This is a genomic window from Aeromonas sp. 603404 (assembly GCF_049171775.1).
GTDB lineage: Bacteria > Pseudomonadota > Gammaproteobacteria > Enterobacterales > Aeromonadaceae > Aeromonas > Aeromonas veronii_A.
On record NZ_JAAKPE010000010.1, the window covers coordinates 124,028 to 143,226 of the forward strand.

Genomic DNA, 19,199 nt, shown 5'->3' on the forward strand with positions numbered 1-19,199 from the left:
GGCTTCTATGCTGTGACACAGCGTTAAGCTGGCAACTATTTCAGCAACTGTTTCAGTAACCAAGCCTGTCACCCTCGCATCATTTGCCACGGAGTCTGTTATGAAGGTGCTTATTGTCTATGCCCATCCTGAACCGAAAAGTTTCAGCGGAGCCCTCTTCTGCCACGCCATCAGGGCGCTGGAGCAGGCGGGTCACACAGTGATGACCAGCGATCTCTATGCCATGGGCTTTGATCCCGTCTCGGATCGGCGCAACTTCACTGCCGCCAGCGATCCCGATTTTCTCAAGCTGCAACTCGAAGAGCTGGCTGCCACCGAGCAGGGCAGCTTCGCCCCGCAGCTGGAGCAGGAGATGCAAAAGCTGGAGGCGGCCGATCTGCTGATCTTCCAGTTCCCGCTCTGGTGGTTTGGCCTGCCCGCCATTCTCAAGGGGTGGGTGGATCGGGTCTTTGCCATGGGGCGGGTCTATGGTCAAGGCCATATCTACGAGAGCGGCAAGTTTCGCGGCAAGCGGGCGCTGCTGAGCCTCACCACCGGCGGTCCCGCCGAGACTTATCTGCCCGACGGCTTCAACGGCGATATTGACGGGGTGCTGCGCCCCATCCAGCGCGGGATCCTGCAATTTGTCGGCTTTGACGTGCTGCGCCCCCATATCTGCTATGCCCCGGTGCGGGTCTCGCAAGAAGAGCGGGAAGCCTGGCTCGCCCAGTGGGCCGAGCGCCTTGGCCAGATTGAGCAGGAGTCCCCCATCGCGGTTGGCCGCTACCAGTAACGGCTGACGCAGCTGACACTCTCCCCCCCCCAAAGCACAAAAACAGCGAGCGGCCCCCGGCCGCTCGCTGTTTTTCACGCTCTGTCGTTATGGTTTTTGTTATCCGTGGGCAAGCCTTATGCCGCCTGTTGCACGCCTGCTTTGCCGGTCACGGCACGCTTGAGCCAGTAGTCGAGGCTGACGTAGCGGCCCCCGCCGTAAACCAGCAGCACCAGCAGCATCACGAAGTAGGTGGCGGCAAACTCCATCCCGTTGTTGAGCATCACGGGATCCCCGAGCTCGGTGATGTAGTTGTAGCGACCGGGGAAGTTGGCGGCCAGCCACTCGATAAAGCCGTTGAGGCGCACAGTGGCCTCCATGCTGCCGGTGGCGATGGCATCCCAGCCGTGCTTCCAGTGCACCATGGCGCTCGCCACGCTCATCAGGAAGATGGTGGGAATGGCCATGATGCGGGTAAAGAGGCCAAGGGCAATGCAGATGCAGCCCAGCACCTCGGTGCCCGCCGCCAGAAAGGCGAGCAGGGTCGGGAACGGCAGGTTGAGCCCCCCTTCCGAGACTGGCGCACCAAACCAGGCGACCGTGCCGGCAAAGCCCATCACCTTGGAGTGGGCCCCCACATAGATGACCGGAATGAGATAGAGGCGAATGGCCAGCAGGGCCAGAAAATCGAGCCGCTTGCACTGGGCCACCGCCCGCTCGTACCACTGGATCAGGGTGTTGTTCATGGGAATTCTCCTTGGTGTTTGCTAAATGGGGGCAAGGGGGTGCCGGACTGGCGCTCGCCAACGGACAAGGTCAACAGACCCAGCCGGTGAAAATGGCGTGCCCACCCTGTCAGATCAAAATCACGGCGAACCTGTTGCACCTGTTGCTTGAACGCGGCTTGAGTGATCCCCGGCTGCTGTTGCAGCAACTGGATCAGCGCCACATCCCATTCGCGCAGCCGCTGGGTCACCACCTGATGCTCCGGGCTGCGAAACAGGCCATAGAAGTGGTTGCCCTGCCGGGTCGGCACCACGCCGCTGCGACGAATGGCAAAGGGGAGTTCAAGCAGTTGCAGGGTAGGGTTGAGCACAAGCGAACTCTCCGGCGTCACCTCAACCCCCGATATAACTTGCGGCACTACCCCTTCATCAATCTCGACACAGAGGCAGGCCCACTCGTACTCCAGCAGCGCCAACCGCTGCCTGGGCCAGTTGAGAGAGCCCTCGCCGTGGCGATGCTGCACATAGCGGACAAACTCGGTGGCGATATGGTGAAACTCGGGGGCCTCGGAGCCGTGCGCGATGACAAAGCCCTCCACTAGTTGCCACCTGTCCACCGGTGCCCAGTGAGCGTGGGTGAGCGGAAACGCGCTCTCCAGCACCGACTCCACATTGGCGCGCACGCTGCGGGCATAGTGGCTGGCGATGCCATCCTGCGGCAGCCGCACCCGGCTCGCCAGCCAGGCGGTCTGCTGCTGCATCCGCTGCGGCGCCGTTTTAGGCGCAGTGATCAGGGATAACCGTCTATCCATAACGCACCTCCCGCACCTGACGGTCTATCGCCTCGCAACAGGCGCCGTGCACCCGCGCCAGCTCGGCCTCCAGCTCTGCCAGCGGTGGCAGATGGTGATCCCGCTCCAGCAGCAGGGGGCGCAGGCCGTGGGTCTGCACCGTATAACGGGCCAGCGCTACCACCGCCTCACAGACCGGACGACCATGGGTATCCAGCAAGGTGCCATCCGCCTCTTCCAGATGACCGGCAATATGGAAATAGCGGATCGCACTGCCCGGCAGCCCGGCGATCATCCGCTTGGGGCAGTAACCGTGGTTGCGGCTGTTTACAAAGACGTTGTTGATATCGAGCAACAGCTCGCAGCCGCTGCGCGCCACCAGCTCGGCGAGAAAATCCTCCTCCGGCATCTCGTGGTCATAGCCGTGGTAGTAGGAGATATTTTCCAGCACCAGCGGGCGGGCCAGCGCCTCCTGCACCTGCGCGATCCGCTCTGCCAGATAGGGGATGTTCTCCCACTGGCGCGGCACCGGTAAAAGCTCGTAAAGATACCCCTGCTGGTCGCGGGAAAAGCTCAGGTGCTCGCTATAGATCCCGATGCCGAACTCGTCCAGAAAGGTGCGGATCTGGCTGAGCAGGGTGCGATTGAGGGGCTGGCAATCGCCGAGGGAGAGGCTGAGGCCGTGGGCCACCAGCGGGTAACGCTCGGCCAGCTGATGCAGCTGCGCCCGCCTGGCGCCGCCGATAGCCATCCAGTTCTCCGGCGCCAGCTCGAGAAAGTCGATGCCGGGGCGGACGGGGCCGGCGCAGAGCGCATCCAGATGCTCCTGACGCAGCCCGATCCCCCGACTGCGGGAGCTTATTGGCCGCATACCCCCTCCGTCATCTTGCTGCCCTGGCTGGATGTATTGCCATCAATCCCCTCGCCCGCCACGCCACACTTGCCATCGCGGGCGCGCACCAGCCGCCCCTGTGGATCACTGTCGAGGGCTTGCTTTTCAAAGCGCTTCTCGGTGCCGCACTTGCCCGCCGCGCACTTGCCGCCGTGCTGTTCGCTGGGGGCGGCTTTCACCGGCGCATCGCTCGGGGTGGCCGCCAGCGCAAGTCCCGGGGTCAGGGCAATCAGGCTGGTCATGGCGATGGAGAGGGTCAGTTTGCCGGTGGTTTTGTTGCTGCTTGGGTTACTCATGGGCGGACTCCTTGACGGATGAAACGGGATAGCTGGAGAGATCGCGGGCGGCCACGATCTGGCCGTGGAACTGCTGTTTGACGATGGCCATCGCCTCTTTCTTGTGATTGAGGCCGACCCCCATCCAGTGGTTGAGCACCAGCAGCTTGGGGTTCACCTCGGCGGCAATCTTGGCCACCACAGATGGCTTGGCATGGAGCGAGGCTGAGACAGGGTCGGCCCCTTCGTGGATGGCGAGCGGCATCACCAGAATGTCGGCCCCCTTGGCAAATGGCACAAAGGCCGGGTTGCTGCCGTTCTGATCCGCCGAGATAACGATGGTCCCCTCGGCGCTCTCGATGCGATAGGCCAGACAGGGCACGTCACCGTGAGGAATGCCGAGCGCGGTGATGGTCAGCCCATCCTGCTGATAGACTGTGTGAGGCTGCGGGCTCTGGTAGGGCACATCGTGCAAGGTGATTGGGAAGAGGCCATCGGTGCCATCCTTGAAGCCGCTCAGGTAGGCATAAGCGCCCTTGTCCTTGTTGAAGAGGGCATCGAAGTAGCCGCTCATGCTGGGAAAGGCCGAGCCGGCCTCTGGCCCCGCCAGATCCAGCGGATCGCTGCGCTCGAAGAAGTAGGCCCCCTTGAGCAGGGCGGGCAGGTCGGTCACATGGTCGGTGTGAAAGTGGGTGATGCCGATAAAATCGACCTCTTCGAGCTTGGCCCCCGCCTGGCCGAAGCGCAGGTAGACGCCGCCACCGGCATCGATCAGGATGCGGGATTTCCCTTTCCACCAGATCACCTCGCTGGAGGAGGCACGCAGGTCGTCGGAGATGGGGCCGCCACTGCCGAGCACCTGCAGGGTGAAGGTTTTATCCAGTGGCGTCAGTTGTACCGGTTCGGCACAGGCCGGGGCGACGGTGAGCGCGCACCCGATGGCCAGCGCCACCGCTTTCAATCTCTGTTTCATCACAATTACCTGTCGGTTGGTTGTCGGTTGAAAGTGTGTCGTTTAAAGAGGGGGGAGAGATGGCCGATGGCGACGTGTGAACGCCAGCCACCGGCCATGGCGGGGCGCGAGCCCCCGCCGTCAGTTACCGTCCCGTTCGTCCGCCTGCCAGCGCGCTTCCAGCCAGAGCAGGTTGCACAAGCCCAGCAGCAGGGCGAATCCGAGGCCCAAAATCCAGGTGAAGTACCACATAGCAGATCCCTTGAGGTCAGTAGAGTTGATGGCTGTCGCGCTTGATGCGGGCACGGTCGAGCTTGCCGCGCACCACTCGATAGACCCAGCCGGTATAGCCCAGATTGATCGGCATCAGCACCAGCACGAGGCCGAACATAATGGCCAGGGTCTTGTAGCTGGAGGTGCTGTCCCACAGGGTCAGGCTGCTGACCGCATCGAGGGATGAAGGCAGCACGAAGGGGAACAGGGCGATGGCCACCGAGCAGAGCATGGCGGCACAGGCGATGGCGCTGGCCAGCAGCGCAATTCGGCCCCGCTCCAGCCAGGAGGCAATCCCGCTCACCAGCGGCGCCAGCGTCCCGATGATCGGCACCAGCCACAGCAGCGGATAGTCAAAGTAGTTGCGCAGCCAGCCTCCGGCGTGGGGGATCACCCCCTTCATCAGCGGGCTGATGGCGGCATTCGGGTCAAAGGGTTGTGTGCCGACACCGATCAGCTGAAACCCTTGCAGATCCACCAGATGCCAGCCGGCCAGCAGGTAGCAGAGGCTCACCAGCGGGGCCAGCAGGATGGCGATCCCCCGAGCCCGCAGCGCAGGGGTGCCGGTCACCTTGGCTTGCAGAAAACCGGCGCCGTGCAGCAGCAACAGGCTGATGGCAGTGGCCAGCACCGAGAGCAGCCAGCCCCAGTGGAAGTCGAAGGCGCCGTAGTGCAGGCGCAGCGCCGTGTCGAAGCGAAACGGCAGCCCCTCCATCACCAGACCGATAGCCGCACCGAGGATGAGCGCCGGTATCAGGCCACCGGCCACCAGCGCCCGATCCCACCAGCAGCGCCACACCGGATCGGCCAGCTTGCTGCGATAGTCAAAACCGACCGGACGCAGAAAGAGCCCGAGCAGCAGCACCACCATGGGGATGTAAAGCCCCGAGAAGGCGGCGGCATAGACCAGCGGCCAGGCGGCAAACAGGGCGCCGGCACCGGCAATCAGCCACACCTGATTACCCTCCCACACCGGCCCCACGCTGTTGATCACCAGACGGCGGTCATCGTCATCTTTCGACACCACCGGCAGCAGCATGGCGATGCCGAGATCGAAGCCATCCATCACGATAAAACCGACCATCATGAAGAGCACCAGCGCCCACCAGATGAGTTTCAGGGTTGCGTAATCCATCAGGCGATCCTCGCAAGTTCGGGTTGTTCACCGCTGTAGCGGCCGGTATGGAGAATGGCGGGCCCCTTGCGGATCACATGGCGCAACAGGAACAGCTCCACCACCAGCAACAGGGTGTAGATGGAACAGATGGCGATGAGGCTGAACCAGAGTTGGCCCGGCTGAAGCAAAGAGACCGAGGCCGAGACCGGCAGCACGTCGCTGATGGTCCAGGGTTGACGGCCAAGCTCGGCCACCAGCCAGCCCGCCTCGATGGCAATCCAGGGCAGCGGAATGCTCCAGAGCAGGGTCTTGAGCAGGCGCGGTGAGTCTTGCAGCCGGTTGCGGCAGAGCTGGACAAAGCTCACTACCATCAGCCCCAGCATGGTGACGCCAAGCCCCACCATCACCCGAAAGCCCCAGAACAGCGGTGCCACCGGCGGGATGGAGTCATCGACCGCCTTGGCAATCTCTGCCTCACCGGCCTTGGCGATATTGCTGGCATAGGGGGTCAGGAGCATGCCGTAGCCGAGATCCTTGCCGTGCTGCTCGAAGCGAGCGCGGTTGGCCGGGCTGTCATCGCCCCGACGGATCTGGTCGAGGGCCTCTGCCGCCACCATGCCGCTGCGAATGCGTGCCTCGTTCTGCACCTTGATATCCTTGAGGCCGGTCACCGCCTCGTCGATGGAGCGGGTGGCGATGATCCCCATCAGATACGGGATCTTGATGGCGGCATGGGTGGTCTGCGCCTGCTGATCCGGGAAGCCGAACAGGGTAAAGGAAGCTGGTGCCGGCTCGGTCTCCCACTCCGCCTCGATGGCGGCGAGCTTCACCTTCTGCACCTCGCCGGTGCGATAGCCCGACTCATCCCCGAGCACGATGACCGAGAGGATGGCCGCCAGTCCGAAGCCGGAGGCGATGGCAAAAGAGCGCAGGGCAAACTGCACCTCGGTCTTGCGCAGCAGATACCAGCTGCTCACCCCCATCACAAACATGGAGGCCGCCACATAGCCCGCCGCGACGGTGTGAACGAACTTCACCTGCGCCACCGGGTTGAACAGCACGGCGGCGATATCCACCAGCTCCATGCGCTGGGTCAGCAGGTTGAACTCGGCCCCCACCGGGTTTTGCATCCAGCCGTTGCCGATCAGGATCCAGAGCGCCGAGAGATTGGAGCCGAGCGCCACCAGCATGGTCACCAGCAGGTGCTTGCCGCGGGAGAGCTTGTCCCAACCGAAGAAGAAGAGCCCCACCAGGGTCGATTCGAGAAAGAAGGCCATCAGCCCCTCGATGGCCAGCGGGGTACCGAAGATGTCCCCCACATAGTGGGAGTAGTAAGCCCAGTTGGTGCCGAACTGAAACTCCATGGTGATCCCCGTGGTGACCCCCATGACGAAGTTGATGCCAAACAGTTTACCCCAGAAGCGGGTGATGTCCTGATAGATCACCTTGCCGGTCATCACATAAGCCGACTCGGCGATCACCAGGATCCAGGACAGCCCCAGCGTGAGGGGCACAAACAGGAAGTGGAACAGGGCCGTGGCGCCAAATTGCAGGCGAGACAGGCTGACCACGTCATCCGGATTGATCATGCGTCACTCTCTTTTGTTGTATTTGCCTTGCACGTTTCGTGCGTGACAAGTACATCACGGAGCATGACACCTATAACAGATGCAGTTATATTGAATTACACCTATAACAGTTGATCCAGATCATGTCCCTTTACCAGCAGTTGGCCGACCGCCTGCAAAGCCAGATTGACGATGGCATCTGGCAACCGGGGGAGCGCATCCCCTCCATTCGCCAGAGCTGCAAGACCCACGGGCTCAGCCCCATGACGGTGTTGCAGGCCTATCAACTGCTCGAAAGTCAGGGGCGGATCCTCGCCCGCCCCCAGTCCGGCTACTACGTCAAAGCCGCCTCACCACAGGTCGTGCAGCACACCCCGAGCCAGACCCACTACAGCGGCTCGGTGGATATCAACGATCTGGTGTTCGAGGTGTTGCAGGCGAGCAAATCGCGGGATCTGGTGCCCCTTGGCATGTCGGTAGCAGACCCTACCCTGTTCCCCCATCCCCAGCTCGGGCGTGCGCTGGCCAGCTGCATGCGCAAGCTAGATCCCTTCAGCACGGTGGCCGACCTGCCCCCCGGCAACGAAGCGCTGCGCCGCGCCATCGCCCAGCGCTACGCCAGTGACGGGGTGGCGGTCAATCCGCAGGAGATCATCATCACCACAGGCGCCATGGAGGCGCTCTCCCTCAGCCTGCAGGTGCTGACCGAGCCCGGTGACTGGGTGGTGGTGGAGTCCCCCACCTTCTATGGCGCCCTGCAGGCCATCGAGCGGCTGAAACTCAAGGCGGTGGAGATCCCGGTCATTCCGGGGGTAGGCATCGACCTCGACCTGCTGGCCGACGCCCTCACCCGCATTCCGGTCAAGGCGTGCTGGCTGATGGGCAATGTGCAGCACCCGCTGGGCCACACCATGCCGGATAGTCACAAAGCGCGGCTGATGGAACTGCTCAACAGCCATGGGGTGCCGCTGGTGGAGGATGACGTCTATGCGGAGGTCTACTTTGGCCGCGAGCGCCCCAAGCCGATCCGCCACTGGGATCAGCGTGGCGACAGCCTGCTCTGCAGCTCCTTTTCCAAATGCCTGGCGCCGGGTTTTCGGGTCGGCTGGGTGGTGGCGGGACCCCATGCCGAGCGGGTGCAGCGGCTGCAACTGATGTCCACCCTCTCCACCAATGTGCCGAGCCAGCTGGCGCTGGCCGAGATGCTGCGCCAGGGCGGGGTCGATGCCCACTTTCGCCGTCTGCGCCACACCCTGGCCCAGCGCCAGCAGCAGATGCGAGCGACCCTGCAGCGCTTGCTTCCGGACGAGGTGCGGATCTCCTCCCCCGATGGCGGCTACTTTCTCTGGTTGGAGTTTCCGCCCCGCCTCGACAGCCGCGCCCTGCACGCCAAGGCTCTGGGCAGCGGTTTTTCAGTGGCCCCCGGCGCGCTCTTTTCCAGTCAGGGGCAACACAACCACTGCCTGCGCCTCAACAGCTCCCATCCCTGGAGCGAACAGCTGGAGCAGGCCCTCACCCGACTGGCCGCGCTGATTGCCGCACAACTCGGTGAAAAGTAACGTGGCAAAGAGCCGCTGACGAAACGAACAAAGGCCCGTAACGGGCCTTTGTGGTTGGGGAGTGACGCGCCTTGGCTCGCCATCAAAAACTGATCATCTGGCCATGATCTGCGACTGCACCTTGAAGCCCAGCGCCTCGTAGAGGGCTTGGGCGCGCTCGTTGAAGGCCATCACCTCCAGCCGGATTTGCTGAGCATCACGGGCCTTGGCCCACTCATCACAATGGGCGATCAGCGCCTTGCCAATCCCGCGAGAGCGGTGCTGCTCATCCACCACCACCGAGCCGATACGGCAAATCGGCGCACGGGTGAGAAACGGCACAGAGTCATTGATGTCGATCCGCGCAGTCAAAAAGCCCACCACCCTGCCATCCTGCTCGGCAACGCAGAACAGACGCCCTTCCGCGCCGATGGCGCTCAATAAGAACCCCCGTTCCTCTGGTGAAGGGGGGCAGAACACTTCGGGATAGTGCTGATGGTGGATCTCTCCTATCTGCCGGTTCAGCTCGACAATGGCGTCGATATCCAGTTCGCTTGCCTTGCGTATCTCCAACGGTTGCTCCTTGCAAAAAAGGTGATGGTCCTGCGCCATCTTAGGGGCTGTGCCCCGCAATCCAAATAGGCTCATCCGCATCTTTTGACGAGCCTCAGAAACAACAACGCCCCTTGAGCGGGGCGTTATCGGCAATCCATGGCGGTGAGGAGTATCAGGCGGGGGCGTTAAGCTGGGCCACCTGCCGCTCGATGCTGCCTTTGAGGTTGTGATCGAGTTTGAGGGCGCGTGCCAGCTCGTCGAGATAGCCTCGCTCCATAAAGTGATCCACCTCGATGGCGAGCAGGGAGGCGAGATAGACCTCGGTGGCCAGCTCCATGTCGGTCACTTCCCGTGCCAGCGCGTGGGGATCGAGGGGGCGGGCCAGCTCGGCGTCAATCCAGCGGGCGACATCGCTCTGGCCCTGTTCGGTCAGGTACTCCTGAATTTTCTGGCGCTCGGCGCCGTCGATATGGCCATCGGCCCGGGCTGCTGCCACCATGGCGCGCACCAAAAGCGCCGCGCGGGCATCCAGCGCATTGCCTTCCAGAGTGCTGACGGGATGGGTCGGCTGGGCGGGCGCCGCCTGCTGGGCCTGCCAATCCTGATAGAGCTTGTAGGCCAGCCCGCCAAGGGCCGCAGCGCCGCCCACGGCAGCGGCCTTGCCGCCATATTTGCGCATCTTCTTGTTCCCCAGCAGCAGACCGAGCGCACCGCCGGCCAACGCTCCCTGCATCTGCCCCTTGCGCTTGTCTCCGCCTTCGTTGAGCCAGCCTTTGCCAGCCCCCAGCAACTGTTCCAGCATCTGTTTCATCGTGACACCTCGCTATTGTTCGCCCCATGCTGGCGCTGGCGTCATGAACCAAGAGTGAATGGGCCCCATTATTGCGCCGTCCCCTGTGCATCCTGCCGCCATTCGCGGTATACCTGAAACAGGTCAACAAGGAGCATCAGGATGCGCATCATCACCCCTTTCGTGGTTCTGCTGTTGTGCGGCACTGCCAGTGCCGCCAGCGAGCTGGATCGCTCAGCCCAGCAGGCCAAGCTGGATGCCGCCTGCCAGCAAGCTCAGCAGCAACTGGTCGAGCAGGGCAAGCAACAGCGGATCGACGCCTGCATCAAGGAGGGCGGCAAGGCCGACAAGTGTCAGCAGGAGTTCGCCAACTTCGGCCAGCGCGAGGGCAACAAGCGGCCAGACCTCAACAACCTGCCCCCCTGCCAACAGGCTGACGCCTACCGCAAGAGCTACCGCCAATGACCCCGAACCAAGGAGAGAGCATGATCCCCCCCCGCGAACTGACCCTGCAATTTCTGGCCGAACCCTCCGACGTCAATTTCGGCGGCAAGGTCCACGGCGGCATGGTGATGAAGTGGATCGATCAGGCGGGCTATGCCTGCGCCGCCGGCTGGTGCGGCGGCTATGCGGTGACCGTCTATGTGGGGGGGATCCGCTTTTTGCGCCCCATCCAGATTGGCCAGCTGGTAGAGGTGCACGCTCAGGTGATCCACACCGGCACCACCAGCATGCATCTGGCGGTGGATGTCTACAGCCGCCACCCCACCGACACCGAGCGCCACAAAACCACCCACTGCATCATCATCTTTGTGGCGATGGACGAGCGGGGCAAACCGACCCCGGTGCCCCAGTGGCAGCCGATGAGCGAGAGCGATCTGCAGTTGCAGCAGTACGCCAAAAAGCTGATTGCCCTGCGCGAGGAGATCGACAAGGAGATGCGCCAGCACCTCTGACCTTCATGCCTCATAGCCCGATACACCGGGCGCTTTCTGCCTACGGCGGCGCCCCTGTATAATCCCCCCTCTTCCCGCAACCGGAACCCTGCCCATGTCACTGGAAACTGCCCCGCCCGAGGTAAAACTCGCGGTGGATCTTATCGAACTGCTGGAGACCAATGAGCTGGCCCCCGAGCTGGTGCTGGCGGCGCTGGCCATCGTAAAAAATGACTACGAGCGCAAGCTGGCGGAGGGGAAGGATCACTGATCCCTCCCCGCACTTTTTCCGCCTTATCTTTCCGACGCCAGTTTTTCCCCACAGAAGTTTTTCCCCCACATAGCCACTCACTGCGGCCCCATCACCTCGTCACAGAGGGCGATTAGGGCCGCACTCAAGCGGGTGAGCGGCTCGCTCACGCTTACCCCGGCATGGAGCGCCAGCTCCACCGGCGCCACCTTGGGCCACTGGGTCAGGGCCAGCTGATCGGCGGGCATCAGCCGTTTGGGCAGCAAGCTCACCCCGATACCCGCGCTCACCGCCCCCTGCAAACTGGCGAGGCTGGCGCTGACATAGGCGATACGCCAACGCCGCCCCAGACCATCGAGCGCCTCGGTCATCTGGCGCCGATAGAGCCCTTCGCTCGGGAACACCACCAGCGGCAGCGGATCCCGTTCCCGGGCGGGCCAGTCGCGGCTGTCGACCCACACCAGCGGCTCACGCCAGCTGGCGAGCGGCGAGCCCTGTCCACGCACCTGCTTGACCAGCGCCAGATCCAGCTCTCCCGCCTCGAAGCGCTGCCAGATCTCGTGGCTCAGGCCGCTCTCCACCTCCAGCCGCACCTCGGGGTAATCGCGGGCAAAGGCGGCCAGTACCGGGGTGATGGCACCGGCGGCGAAATCCTCCGGCACCCCGAGGCTGAGCGCCACGCTCCCTTCCGTCACTTGTTCTTCGGCCTGCGCCAGCAGCGCCAGAATGCGGCGGGCCAGCCCCAGCAATTTTTCCCCCTCCGCCGTCGCCACCACCCTTCGGCCAGCGCGATCGAGCAGCGGGCAGCCGAGCTGCTGCTCAAGGCGGCGGATCTGCTGGCTGATGGTGGATTGGGTCAGATGAACCCGTTCACCGGCGCGGGTAAAACTGCCGGTGTCGATAATGGCGACAAAACTGCGCAGCAACAGGGGATCCAGCATGGGGCACTCCATTTACAAAACCACTGAAACTCATTCTATCATTTAATTTCCAAATGACTTTTTTCGCCGCTAGGCTGGCATTTGTTCTGTCAAATCAGGGTTTTTCATCATGTCACAGCCTCTTGTAGCGTCTACCCCTCTTCGCTCGCTCACCCCATCAACCTCACTCCAGACTCACCGACAATGGCTGGAGCAGGCGGTGCAACTGCCAGAGCAAATCACCGGCAGGGCGGTCGCCCCTTCGCCGCCCTGCTGGTGCGCGATGACCAGCTGGTGGCGAGCGCGGTCAACGGCATTCATCTGGATGGCGATCCCACCCGTCACGCCGAGCTGGAGGCGCTGCGCAAGGCAAGCCAGAGCGCGCCGCTCGCGGGCAGCATCGTCTATGCCAGCGGTCACCCCTGCCCCATGTGCCTCGGCGCGCTGGTGATGAACGGTATAGCCGCCGTCTATTACGCCTTTGATAACGCCGATGCGGCCCCGTTCGGCTTTGACAGCACTGCCGCCTATCAAACGCTGGGACTGCCGCTGGTCAAACTGGCCGTCAGCATTACGGCCGCCGAACTCTATGGCCCCCAATTGCAACAACCCCAGCAAGCAGAGCCTGAACATGAATAAGAGGACAAGCAAACTCCCGGCAGAGGCGCGCCGCCAGCAGTTTGCCCTGCTGGTGCTGGTGATCCTGACTGGCCTGAATCTGCGCCCCTTTCTTACCGCCATCGGCCCGCTGAGCGGCGAGATTGGCCGCGCCCTGTCGCTGGGGATGGACACCCTCGCCTGGCTTACCCTGCTGCCGCTCTGGCTCATCGGGATTGGCGTGCTGCTCACTCCCAGCCTGCGTCGGCGCGCCAGTGCGTGCCAACTATTGGGGGCGGCCCTGCTGCTGCTCGGCATTGGCAGCGCCATGCGCTTCGATGCCCAGAGCGGCGCCCTGCTGATCGCCAGCGCGGCGCTTTGTGGATTGGGGTCGGCACTGGTGCAGGGGGTACTGCCCGCCCTTATCAAGCAGGCCTTCGCCCACAAGGTGCCGCTGGTGATGGGGATCTTCTCTGCCTGCATGATGGGGGGCGGGGCGCTGGGGGCCAGCCTCACCCCAAGGCTGGCGGCGAGCCTCGACTGGTCGCGGGCGCTGGCGCTCTGGAGCCTGCCGGTGCTGCTGGCCCTCGTCTGGCTAAGGTGGAAAGTGCGTCTGCCACGGGCCGCCGCGGTCGCCATTCTCCACGGCGAACAGCGGCTGATCACCCTGCCCCGCAGCTGGTTGCTGATCATCTGCTTTGGCATCATCAACAGTGGCTACGGCATCGTGGTAGCCTGGCTGGCCCCCGCCTATATGGCGCAAGGGTGGAGCGCCGCACAGGCGGGTGAGCTGGTCGCCTGGCTGGCACTAGCGCAGACCGCCAGCGGCCTCGGCTTGCCGCTGCTGGCGGCACGCAAGATGGACCGGCGGCCGTGGATGGGCCTTGCCATCGCCATGCAGCTGGCGGGATTTGCCGGCCTCTGGCTGGCGCCAGCCAGTGCCCCCATTCTCTGGTGCATGCTGTGCGGTGCCGGTCTTGGCGGCAGTTTTTCGCTGATCATGGTGATTGCGCTCGATCACCTGCCAAACCCGCGCCGCGCCGGCACCCTGAGCGCCCTGATGCAGGGCTTTGGCTTTATGCTGGCGGCCACCGGCCCCTGGGTCGCCGCCCGCCTCTATCACCTGTTTGGCGACTTCGCGGCCGCCTGGCAGTGGCAACAGGGAGGATTGCTGCTGATGAGCCTGCTGGTAGTGCGCCTCGACCCGCGCCACTACCCCAGCGTCATGGGGTTACCACCGACCGCCAGCGAGCCGACCATCTCGGCCCCCCTCCCAACCAGCTCTGCGACCCAAAGCAACACACCGGCCTGAGGCCGGTGTGTTGGGGATAACCGTATTGGAGATGACTGGCGGCTGATGCCACTCAAAGGGGCAACTCAGCGCCCCTTCTTCTGCCGTCCGGTGTTAGCGGTGCGCGACTTGCCTGCGGCTGGTTTGCCACCCTTGCCGGGGGCCCCTTTGCCAGCACCGCCCTTGTTGGCTGCACCTTTGCCCGCGCCACCTTTGCCCACCGGCAGCTTCTTCTCGAAGGCTTCCGGACCCGGCACATTCGGGCGACCGCCGATCTCGTGATCGTCATCGCGGCGCGGCTTCTTGCCCTGCCCCGGTTTGGCGCTTTGCGCCGCAGGAGCCTTGGTCGCCTTGGGCTTGTCGCCTTTGGCCGGTTTCACCTCGGAGGAGGAGTCCTCAATCAGCTTGAACAGATCGATCAGCTCGTCGTCGGTGAGATCGCGCCACTCCCCCACTGGCAGCCCCTTGAGGCTGACGTTCATGATGCGGATGCGCTCCAGCTTGGTCACTTCAAAACCGAAGTACTCACACATGCGGCGGATCTGGCGATTAAGCCCCTGCACCAGGGTGATGCGAAAGACGAACGGTGCCTCTTTCTTCACCTTGCACTTCTTGGTCACAGTACCGAGGATCGGCACCCCGGCTGCCATGCCGCGCACAAACTCGTCGGTCACCGGCTTGTCAACGGTCACCAGATACTCTTTCTCGTGATCGTTGCCCGCCCGCAGGATCTTGTTGACCAGATCGCCGTGGTTGGTGAGGAAGATCAGCCCCTGCGAATCCTTGTCGAGCCGCCCGATGGGGAAGACCCGGGTGCTGTGGTTGACGAAATCGACGATGTTGTCCTTCTCGCCCGCCTCTGTGGTACTGACGATGCCCACCGGCTTGTTGAGGGCGATCAGCACCAGACTGTCCGCCTCGCGCGGCTCGATCACCTGACCGTTCACCTTGACCAGATCGCCAACCTGCACCTGATCGCCAATCCCGGCCCGCTTGCCGTTGATAAAGACGTGGCCCTGCTCGATAAAGCGATCGGCCTCGCGGCGCGAGCAGATGCCGCTCTCGCTGATGTATTTGTTCAGGCGCATGGATTCATTAGCCAGCATGGGTCACCTGCCACAGGATCTGGGCCGCGCCCGGTTGTGCCATCGCCTGTTCCGGCTGCGCCGGGGAGGCTGTCTGCTGCATCAGCCAATTCACTACGTCAAAGTTCTGCATACCATTCCATCTTCAAAAAAGGCCAATGCCAGCTTATCCATCAAAAAACGCCGCTACAGTAGCATAATTGCCCCCTCTCAGGGGCAGATAGTTGCAAGGTCGCAGCGCCCAAGCGGGCATCCGCGAACAAGTTCACGCCGCCAGATGGCCCGCGATGCAGCCTTCGAACGGCCAGCCTGATGCCAACGGCGGGATCAGGCGCCCACAGCCTGCGCGGCCAAACGCCATCAACTATACATATCACCTTGTTTCCATTAGGCTTTAAGCCGGTTGGCTGCGCCCAATGTGCTGCGCCAAACTCGCCCGCCCAGAGGCGGCCCCATCTCTATCGCCAAGGATTGCACCATGCTGGCTCACACTCGCCGCCTTGTTCGCCGTGCTCTGCTGACCCTGTTGCTGCTGTTGCTGACCGCATGGGCGGTGATCGCCTACTTCGCCTGGCAGGCAGCGCCGCTGCAACTGTGGCACACGGTGGTGCCCCCCGAACTCAGTGCCGATGAGCTCGATCGCAGCGACTGGCAAGCCTATCTGGCCCGCGAAGCAGAGCTGTTCGAGCTGGTGGCCACCGAGGTAGTCGCCAAGACGCCGCCCGAGCAGCAACTGGCCAGCAATCGCTACTATCAGGACGCCCCCATCAATCCCGCCCGCTTTCAGCAGAACTGGAACCGCTCCTACCTGCTGCGCCCCGAGGGGGAAGTCAAAGGGGTGGCGGTGCTGCTGCACGGCCTGACCGACTCTCCCTACAGCCTGCGCCATCTGGCCAGACGCTATCAGCAGCAGGGCTTTATCGCGCTGGGGCTGAGGATCCCCGGCCACGGCACCGTGCCCGCTGGCCTCGTGGATGTGGATTGGGAGACCTGGCTGGCCGCCACCCGACTGGCGGTGCGGGAGGCCAGATTGCTGGCACCGGGCAAGCGGCCGCTGCATCTGGTGGGCTTTTCCAACGGCGGCGCGCTGGCGGTGAAATATGCGCTCGATGCGCTGGCCGACCCGAGCGGCACGCTGGCAAAACCGGATCGGCTGGTGCTGATCTCCCCGATGATCGGGGTGACCCGTTTTGCCCGCTTCGCCGGGCTCAAGGCCGTGCCGGCCCTGCTGCCCGCCTTTGCCAACGCCGCCTGGCTCGACACCATGCCGGAGTTCAACCCGTTCAAGTACAACTCGTTTCCGGTCAACGGCGCGCGCCAGTCCTACCGCCTGACCCACGCCATCCAGCAGCAGGTGCGCCAGCTGGCCGCCAGTGGCGAGCTGGCGGCATTTCCCCCTGCCCTCACCTTCCAATCGGTGATGGACTACACCGTCAGCACCCGCTCCATCATTGCCGATCTCTACCACTACCTGCCGGCCAACGGCAGCGAACTGGTGCTGTTTGATATCAACCGCAGTACCCTGTTTGGCCCGCTGATGAGCTCGGCCTCCGAGCTGGCGCTGCACCGCTTGCTGCCAAACGCCCCCGGGCACTATCGCCTCACCGTGGTGGGCAATGTCGACCCCGCCTCTCCCACGACGCAGGCCAGAACGCTGGCCAGCGCAGACCAGCCTGAGCAGCTCCGCCCGCTGGGTATCGATTATCCCAAGGAGATCTACTCCCTCTCCCACGTCGCGCTCCCCTTCCCGATGGACGACCCCCTCTATGGCATGGCAGCGCGCCCGGAGCAGCGGGAGCAATACGGCATCAATCTCGGCGGTCTGGCCCTGCGTGGTGAGCGCGGCGTGCTGATCGTCAACCCCGGCGCCCTCACCCGCACCTCCTCCAACCCCTTCTACCCCTATCTGCAGCAGCGGGTGATGGAGACCCTCACCGCCCCTCCCGTCGTCCGGCCTGCCGCCGTAATCCCTGCCAGCAGCAGTCAATATGATGCGGCCTATCAGGCCGAACTGGAGCAGTTTTTACAGGAGAGCGATGAGAGCAGCGCGCCTTTCTAGGGCGTTTCTGGAGTATCGGCAAAGAGCCACTGGCGCTGGGTCGATGGCGATACAAGAAAGGGGCCGTCAATTGACGGCCCCTTTCTATTGATGATGGCGATGGGACTGATGGCTTGGTGGGCTCAGGGATAGATGCTCACTTCTATCAGGTTCTGGTCAGGGTCGAGGAAGTAGATGGATTCTATCGGCCCGCAGGCACCGCTTTTGGTCACCGGCCCCTCGACAATCGCCACCCCGTGGCAGGCAAGCTGGGCCATCACCTGCTCCAGCGGCCAGCGGGTGATAAGGCAGACATCCCCCGACCCCACCTGCGCCCGATTACGCGGCTCCTGCCCCAGCAGTTGCAGATTGATCTTCTGGTTGCCAAACCCTACCGCCCGGCGCCCCGCACCGAAGGTGATGGCCTCCATATTGAGCACCGAACTGTAAAACGCCACGGCCCGTTCGATATCACTGACCGTCAATACCAGATGGTCGATATGGCTGATCATGGTTACCTCCTGGTGGTGATCTGGCTGATGTGACCGACATATGCCCGCAAACATCCGACTGCTGCCGCCACGGCGGGCAACCCCATCATACCCGGCAAGGGTAAGCCCATGTGTGCCTTGGCGCGCAAAGCGAGCGCAAATGACCTGGTCAGATAAATTCGCGTTACTGCACCGCTGCGCACGCTTTGTCACGCTGGGCCAGCAGGGCTTCATCGTCACTGTCCATTGCTGCCAGAATCGCCTGATTGCAGGCGCGCTCCGCCAGCTTGGCCGGACTCTGTTTGGCATCCCCAATCTCTGCAATCATCGGCCGATAACTGACGGCAGCCGAGCAGTACATGGTGCGAAATTTGGGCAGTTGCCAGCTGCTGTCATCCTGCCGGGTCAGGTCATCGCACAGCTTGTGAAACAGAGCCGAAGCCTTGACCGTGCACTGGCTAAAGCGCCGCACATCCTGCTCATAAGGACGACAGACGCTCAGCTGCTGGATCTGCCACAGCTGAAAAGAGAACGGGACCGACTCCCCCTCATACTGCACCACCAGCGTCTTGGCCTCGGTGCCATAGATATCCGCAACCTGCTGCTGTACCAGATTGAGATAAGCCGAAAAAAGATAGGAAACCGGATCCATCACCACCTCCCTGTGGTTGTTACTGCCGCGCTCTCTTACCGAAAACCGGGGTGATCTTCAAACGAGTAACAGGCGACAACAGCTTACTGATTTGGCAACAAAAAATAATTACTTTTCACACGCGGTAGAAGCTGGGCCGAGAGTGCTATCCGGTCAGTTATATGGACGGGAATGATCCATGGCGATCTGCAGTTCACGGCCACCGGCAATCTCGCCATGACTGATGCCGCTGGTCAGCCACCAGCTGATAACCAGAAGCAGTCGTTCCGGATCATGGCGCAGACGCCCTTTCAGGGCACACTCCCAGATGATCAGACGGCGGATACCCAGTTGGTCCAGCTCGGCCAGATGACGGGCATCACGCGCACGATTGCTGGCGATCTTGGCTTGCCAGAAGTCGGTTCTGCTCGATGGCAGCTTGAAGAGATGACAATCATGACCATGCCAGAAGCAGCCATTCACCTCGATCACCGCACGGTAGCGCGCCAGCCAGAGATCCGGCGTACCCGGCAAGGCGGTATTGTGCAGGCGATAGCGAAACCCGGCATGATGCAACATGGCGCGCACCCGCTTCTCGGGACGGGTATCCCGGTTACGAATACCGGCCATCATCTCGCTGCGCTTTTGGGGCTTCACGATATCTGTCACAATGTCGCCTCGCTTGTGATGTCGCATTAAATACTGTATAAAAAACCAGTTCAATCACTGACTAT

General features: G+C 62.9%; 23 protein-coding genes and 1 pseudogene. 8 read left to right on the forward strand and 16 right to left on the reverse strand.

All coding sequences use genetic code 11. The features are described 5' to 3' along the window. Positions 1–100 precede the first annotated feature (100 nt). Complete coding sequence (locus G5306_RS14250) at positions 101–772, forward strand: NAD(P)H-dependent oxidoreductase (RefSeq protein ID WP_144715507.1); 672 nt, start codon at positions 101–103, stop codon at positions 770–772. A gap of 116 nt (positions 773–888) precedes the next feature. Here the strand turns inward: G5306_RS14250 and G5306_RS14255 are convergent, their stop codons facing one another. The 8 genes from G5306_RS14255 to G5306_RS14290 all read right to left on the reverse strand — a co-directional run bounded on the left by G5306_RS14255 (position 889) and on the right by G5306_RS14290 (position 7,365). After that, a complete protein-coding gene (locus G5306_RS14255) occupies positions 889–1,497 on the reverse strand; it encodes a DoxX family protein (protein ID WP_005337566.1) in 609 nt (202 codons plus the stop codon). Continuing rightward, positions 1,494–2,288, reverse strand: coding sequence for a putative DNA-binding domain-containing protein (locus G5306_RS14260; protein ID WP_421313039.1), 795 nt, complete (start codon positions 2,286–2,288; stop codon positions 1,494–1,496). Before G5306_RS14260 ends, G5306_RS14255 begins: the two co-directional genes overlap by 4 nt. Further along, the gene (locus G5306_RS14265) at positions 2,281–3,138 is read right to left on the reverse strand and encodes a DUF692 domain-containing protein (RefSeq protein ID WP_421313040.1); all 858 of its coding nucleotides are present in this window, start codon (positions 3,136–3,138) and stop codon (positions 2,281–2,283) included. Before G5306_RS14265 ends, G5306_RS14260 begins: the two co-directional genes overlap by 8 nt. Continuing rightward, on the reverse strand, positions 3,126–3,455 hold the full coding sequence (locus G5306_RS14270; RefSeq protein WP_236367004.1) for a hypothetical protein: 330 nt from the start codon (positions 3,453–3,455) through the stop codon (positions 3,126–3,128). The genes G5306_RS14265 and G5306_RS14270 overlap by 13 nt, the downstream gene beginning before the upstream one ends. Then, the gene (locus G5306_RS14275; protein ID WP_042081514.1) at positions 3,448–4,407 is read right to left on the reverse strand and encodes an MBL fold metallo-hydrolase; all 960 of its coding nucleotides are present in this window, start codon (positions 4,405–4,407) and stop codon (positions 3,448–3,450) included. The genes G5306_RS14270 and G5306_RS14275 overlap by 8 nt, the downstream gene beginning before the upstream one ends. A gap of 120 nt (positions 4,408–4,527) precedes the next feature. Next, positions 4,528–4,638, reverse strand: a complete 111-nt coding sequence (gene cydX, locus G5306_RS14280; protein ID WP_005337572.1) for a cytochrome bd-I oxidase subunit CydX — start codon at positions 4,636–4,638, stop codon at positions 4,528–4,530. Positions 4,639–4,654: 16 nt separating this feature from the next. Next, positions 4,655–5,794 carry a cytochrome d ubiquinol oxidase subunit II gene (gene cydB / locus G5306_RS14285; RefSeq protein ID WP_421313041.1) on the reverse strand — a complete coding sequence of 380 codons (1,140 nt, stop codon included), beginning with the start codon at positions 5,792–5,794 and terminating at the stop codon, positions 4,655–4,657. Continuing rightward, the gene (locus tag G5306_RS14290) at positions 5,794–7,365 is read right to left on the reverse strand and encodes a cytochrome ubiquinol oxidase subunit I (RefSeq protein WP_216978458.1); all 1,572 of its coding nucleotides are present in this window, start codon (positions 7,363–7,365) and stop codon (positions 5,794–5,796) included. Before G5306_RS14290 ends, cydB begins: the two co-directional genes overlap by 1 nt. Before the next feature lie 122 nt (positions 7,366–7,487). Between G5306_RS14290 and G5306_RS14295 the strand changes: the two genes are divergently transcribed. Continuing rightward, on the forward strand, positions 7,488–8,903 hold the full coding sequence (locus tag G5306_RS14295) for a PLP-dependent aminotransferase family protein (protein WP_337072757.1): 1,416 nt from the start codon (positions 7,488–7,490) through the stop codon (positions 8,901–8,903). 93 nt (positions 8,904–8,996) lie between these two features. Here the strand turns inward: G5306_RS14295 and G5306_RS14300 are convergent, their stop codons facing one another. Together G5306_RS14300 and G5306_RS14305 are read right to left on the reverse strand one after the other, a co-directional pair. Further along, positions 8,997–9,455, reverse strand: coding sequence for a GNAT family N-acetyltransferase (locus tag G5306_RS14300; protein WP_204379966.1), 459 nt, complete (start codon positions 9,453–9,455; stop codon positions 8,997–8,999). A 154-nt stretch (positions 9,456–9,609) separates the two neighbouring features. After that, positions 9,610–10,248 carry a tellurite resistance TerB family protein gene (locus tag G5306_RS14305; RefSeq protein WP_421313042.1) on the reverse strand — a complete coding sequence of 213 codons (639 nt, stop codon included), beginning with the start codon at positions 10,246–10,248 and terminating at the stop codon, positions 9,610–9,612. A 141-nt stretch (positions 10,249–10,389) separates the two neighbouring features. On the opposite strand from G5306_RS14305, the gene G5306_RS14310 reads away from it, so the two are divergent. From G5306_RS14310 to rsmS, 3 genes are all read left to right on the forward strand, one after another. Further along, positions 10,390–10,692, forward strand: a complete 303-nt coding sequence (locus tag G5306_RS14310) for a hypothetical protein (protein ID WP_337072758.1) — start codon at positions 10,390–10,392, stop codon at positions 10,690–10,692. Positions 10,693–10,712: 20 nt separating this feature from the next. Continuing rightward, positions 10,713–11,183, forward strand: coding sequence for an acyl-CoA thioesterase (locus tag G5306_RS14315; RefSeq protein WP_421208725.1), 471 nt, complete (start codon positions 10,713–10,715; stop codon positions 11,181–11,183). A 94-nt stretch (positions 11,184–11,277) separates the two neighbouring features. After that, positions 11,278–11,433: a pleiotropic regulatory protein RsmS gene (gene rsmS / locus G5306_RS14320; protein WP_005337582.1), complete on the forward strand. Its 156-nt coding sequence runs from the start codon at positions 11,278–11,280 to the stop codon at positions 11,431–11,433. A gap of 77 nt (positions 11,434–11,510) precedes the next feature. Here rsmS and G5306_RS14325 read toward each other — a convergent pair whose 3' ends face one another. Continuing rightward, complete coding sequence (locus G5306_RS14325) at positions 11,511–12,353, reverse strand: LysR family transcriptional regulator (protein ID WP_421313043.1); 843 nt, start codon at positions 12,351–12,353, stop codon at positions 11,511–11,513. 109 nt (positions 12,354–12,462) lie between these two features. On the opposite strand from G5306_RS14325, the pseudogene G5306_RS14330 reads away from it, so the two are divergent. Together G5306_RS14330 and G5306_RS14335 are read left to right on the forward strand one after the other, a co-directional pair. Then, a pseudogene (locus G5306_RS14330) lies at positions 12,463–12,971 on the forward strand (nucleoside deaminase). Further along, on the forward strand, positions 12,964–14,241 hold the full coding sequence (locus G5306_RS14335) for a cyanate transporter (protein WP_421313044.1): 1,278 nt from the start codon (positions 12,964–12,966) through the stop codon (positions 14,239–14,241). Before G5306_RS14330 ends, G5306_RS14335 begins: the two are co-directional and overlap by 8 nt. Before the next feature lie 65 nt (positions 14,242–14,306). Here G5306_RS14335 and rluF read toward each other — a convergent pair whose 3' ends face one another. Together rluF and G5306_RS14345 are read right to left on the reverse strand one after the other, a co-directional pair. Further along, complete coding sequence (gene rluF / locus G5306_RS14340; RefSeq protein WP_421313045.1) at positions 14,307–15,326, reverse strand: 23S rRNA pseudouridine(2604) synthase RluF; 1,020 nt, start codon at positions 15,324–15,326, stop codon at positions 14,307–14,309. Then, the gene (locus tag G5306_RS14345; RefSeq protein ID WP_265783689.1) at positions 15,316–15,438 is read right to left on the reverse strand and encodes a hypothetical protein; all 123 of its coding nucleotides are present in this window, start codon (positions 15,436–15,438) and stop codon (positions 15,316–15,318) included. The genes rluF and G5306_RS14345 overlap by 11 nt, the downstream gene beginning before the upstream one ends. A 345-nt stretch (positions 15,439–15,783) precedes the next feature. Between G5306_RS14345 and G5306_RS14350 the strand changes: the two genes are divergently transcribed. After that, positions 15,784–17,364 carry an alpha/beta hydrolase gene (locus tag G5306_RS14350; protein WP_279502453.1) on the forward strand — a complete coding sequence of 527 codons (1,581 nt, stop codon included), beginning with the start codon at positions 15,784–15,786 and terminating at the stop codon, positions 17,362–17,364. A gap of 122 nt (positions 17,365–17,486) precedes the next feature. On the opposite strand, the gene G5306_RS14355 is transcribed toward G5306_RS14350, so the two are convergent. The 3 genes from G5306_RS14355 to G5306_RS14365 all read right to left on the reverse strand — a co-directional run bounded on the left by G5306_RS14355 (position 17,487) and on the right by G5306_RS14365 (position 19,134). Continuing rightward, the gene (locus G5306_RS14355; RefSeq protein ID WP_279464708.1) at positions 17,487–17,855 is read right to left on the reverse strand and encodes a VOC family protein; all 369 of its coding nucleotides are present in this window, start codon (positions 17,853–17,855) and stop codon (positions 17,487–17,489) included. 163 nt (positions 17,856–18,018) lie between these two features. Beyond that, positions 18,019–18,486: a hypothetical protein gene (locus tag G5306_RS14360; protein ID WP_421313046.1), complete on the reverse strand. Its 468-nt coding sequence runs from the start codon at positions 18,484–18,486 to the stop codon at positions 18,019–18,021. 153 nt (positions 18,487–18,639) lie between these two features. Then, positions 18,640–19,134, reverse strand: a complete 495-nt coding sequence (locus G5306_RS14365; RefSeq protein WP_026035008.1) for a very short patch repair endonuclease — start codon at positions 19,132–19,134, stop codon at positions 18,640–18,642. Between the last annotated feature and the right edge of the window lie 65 nt (positions 19,135–19,199).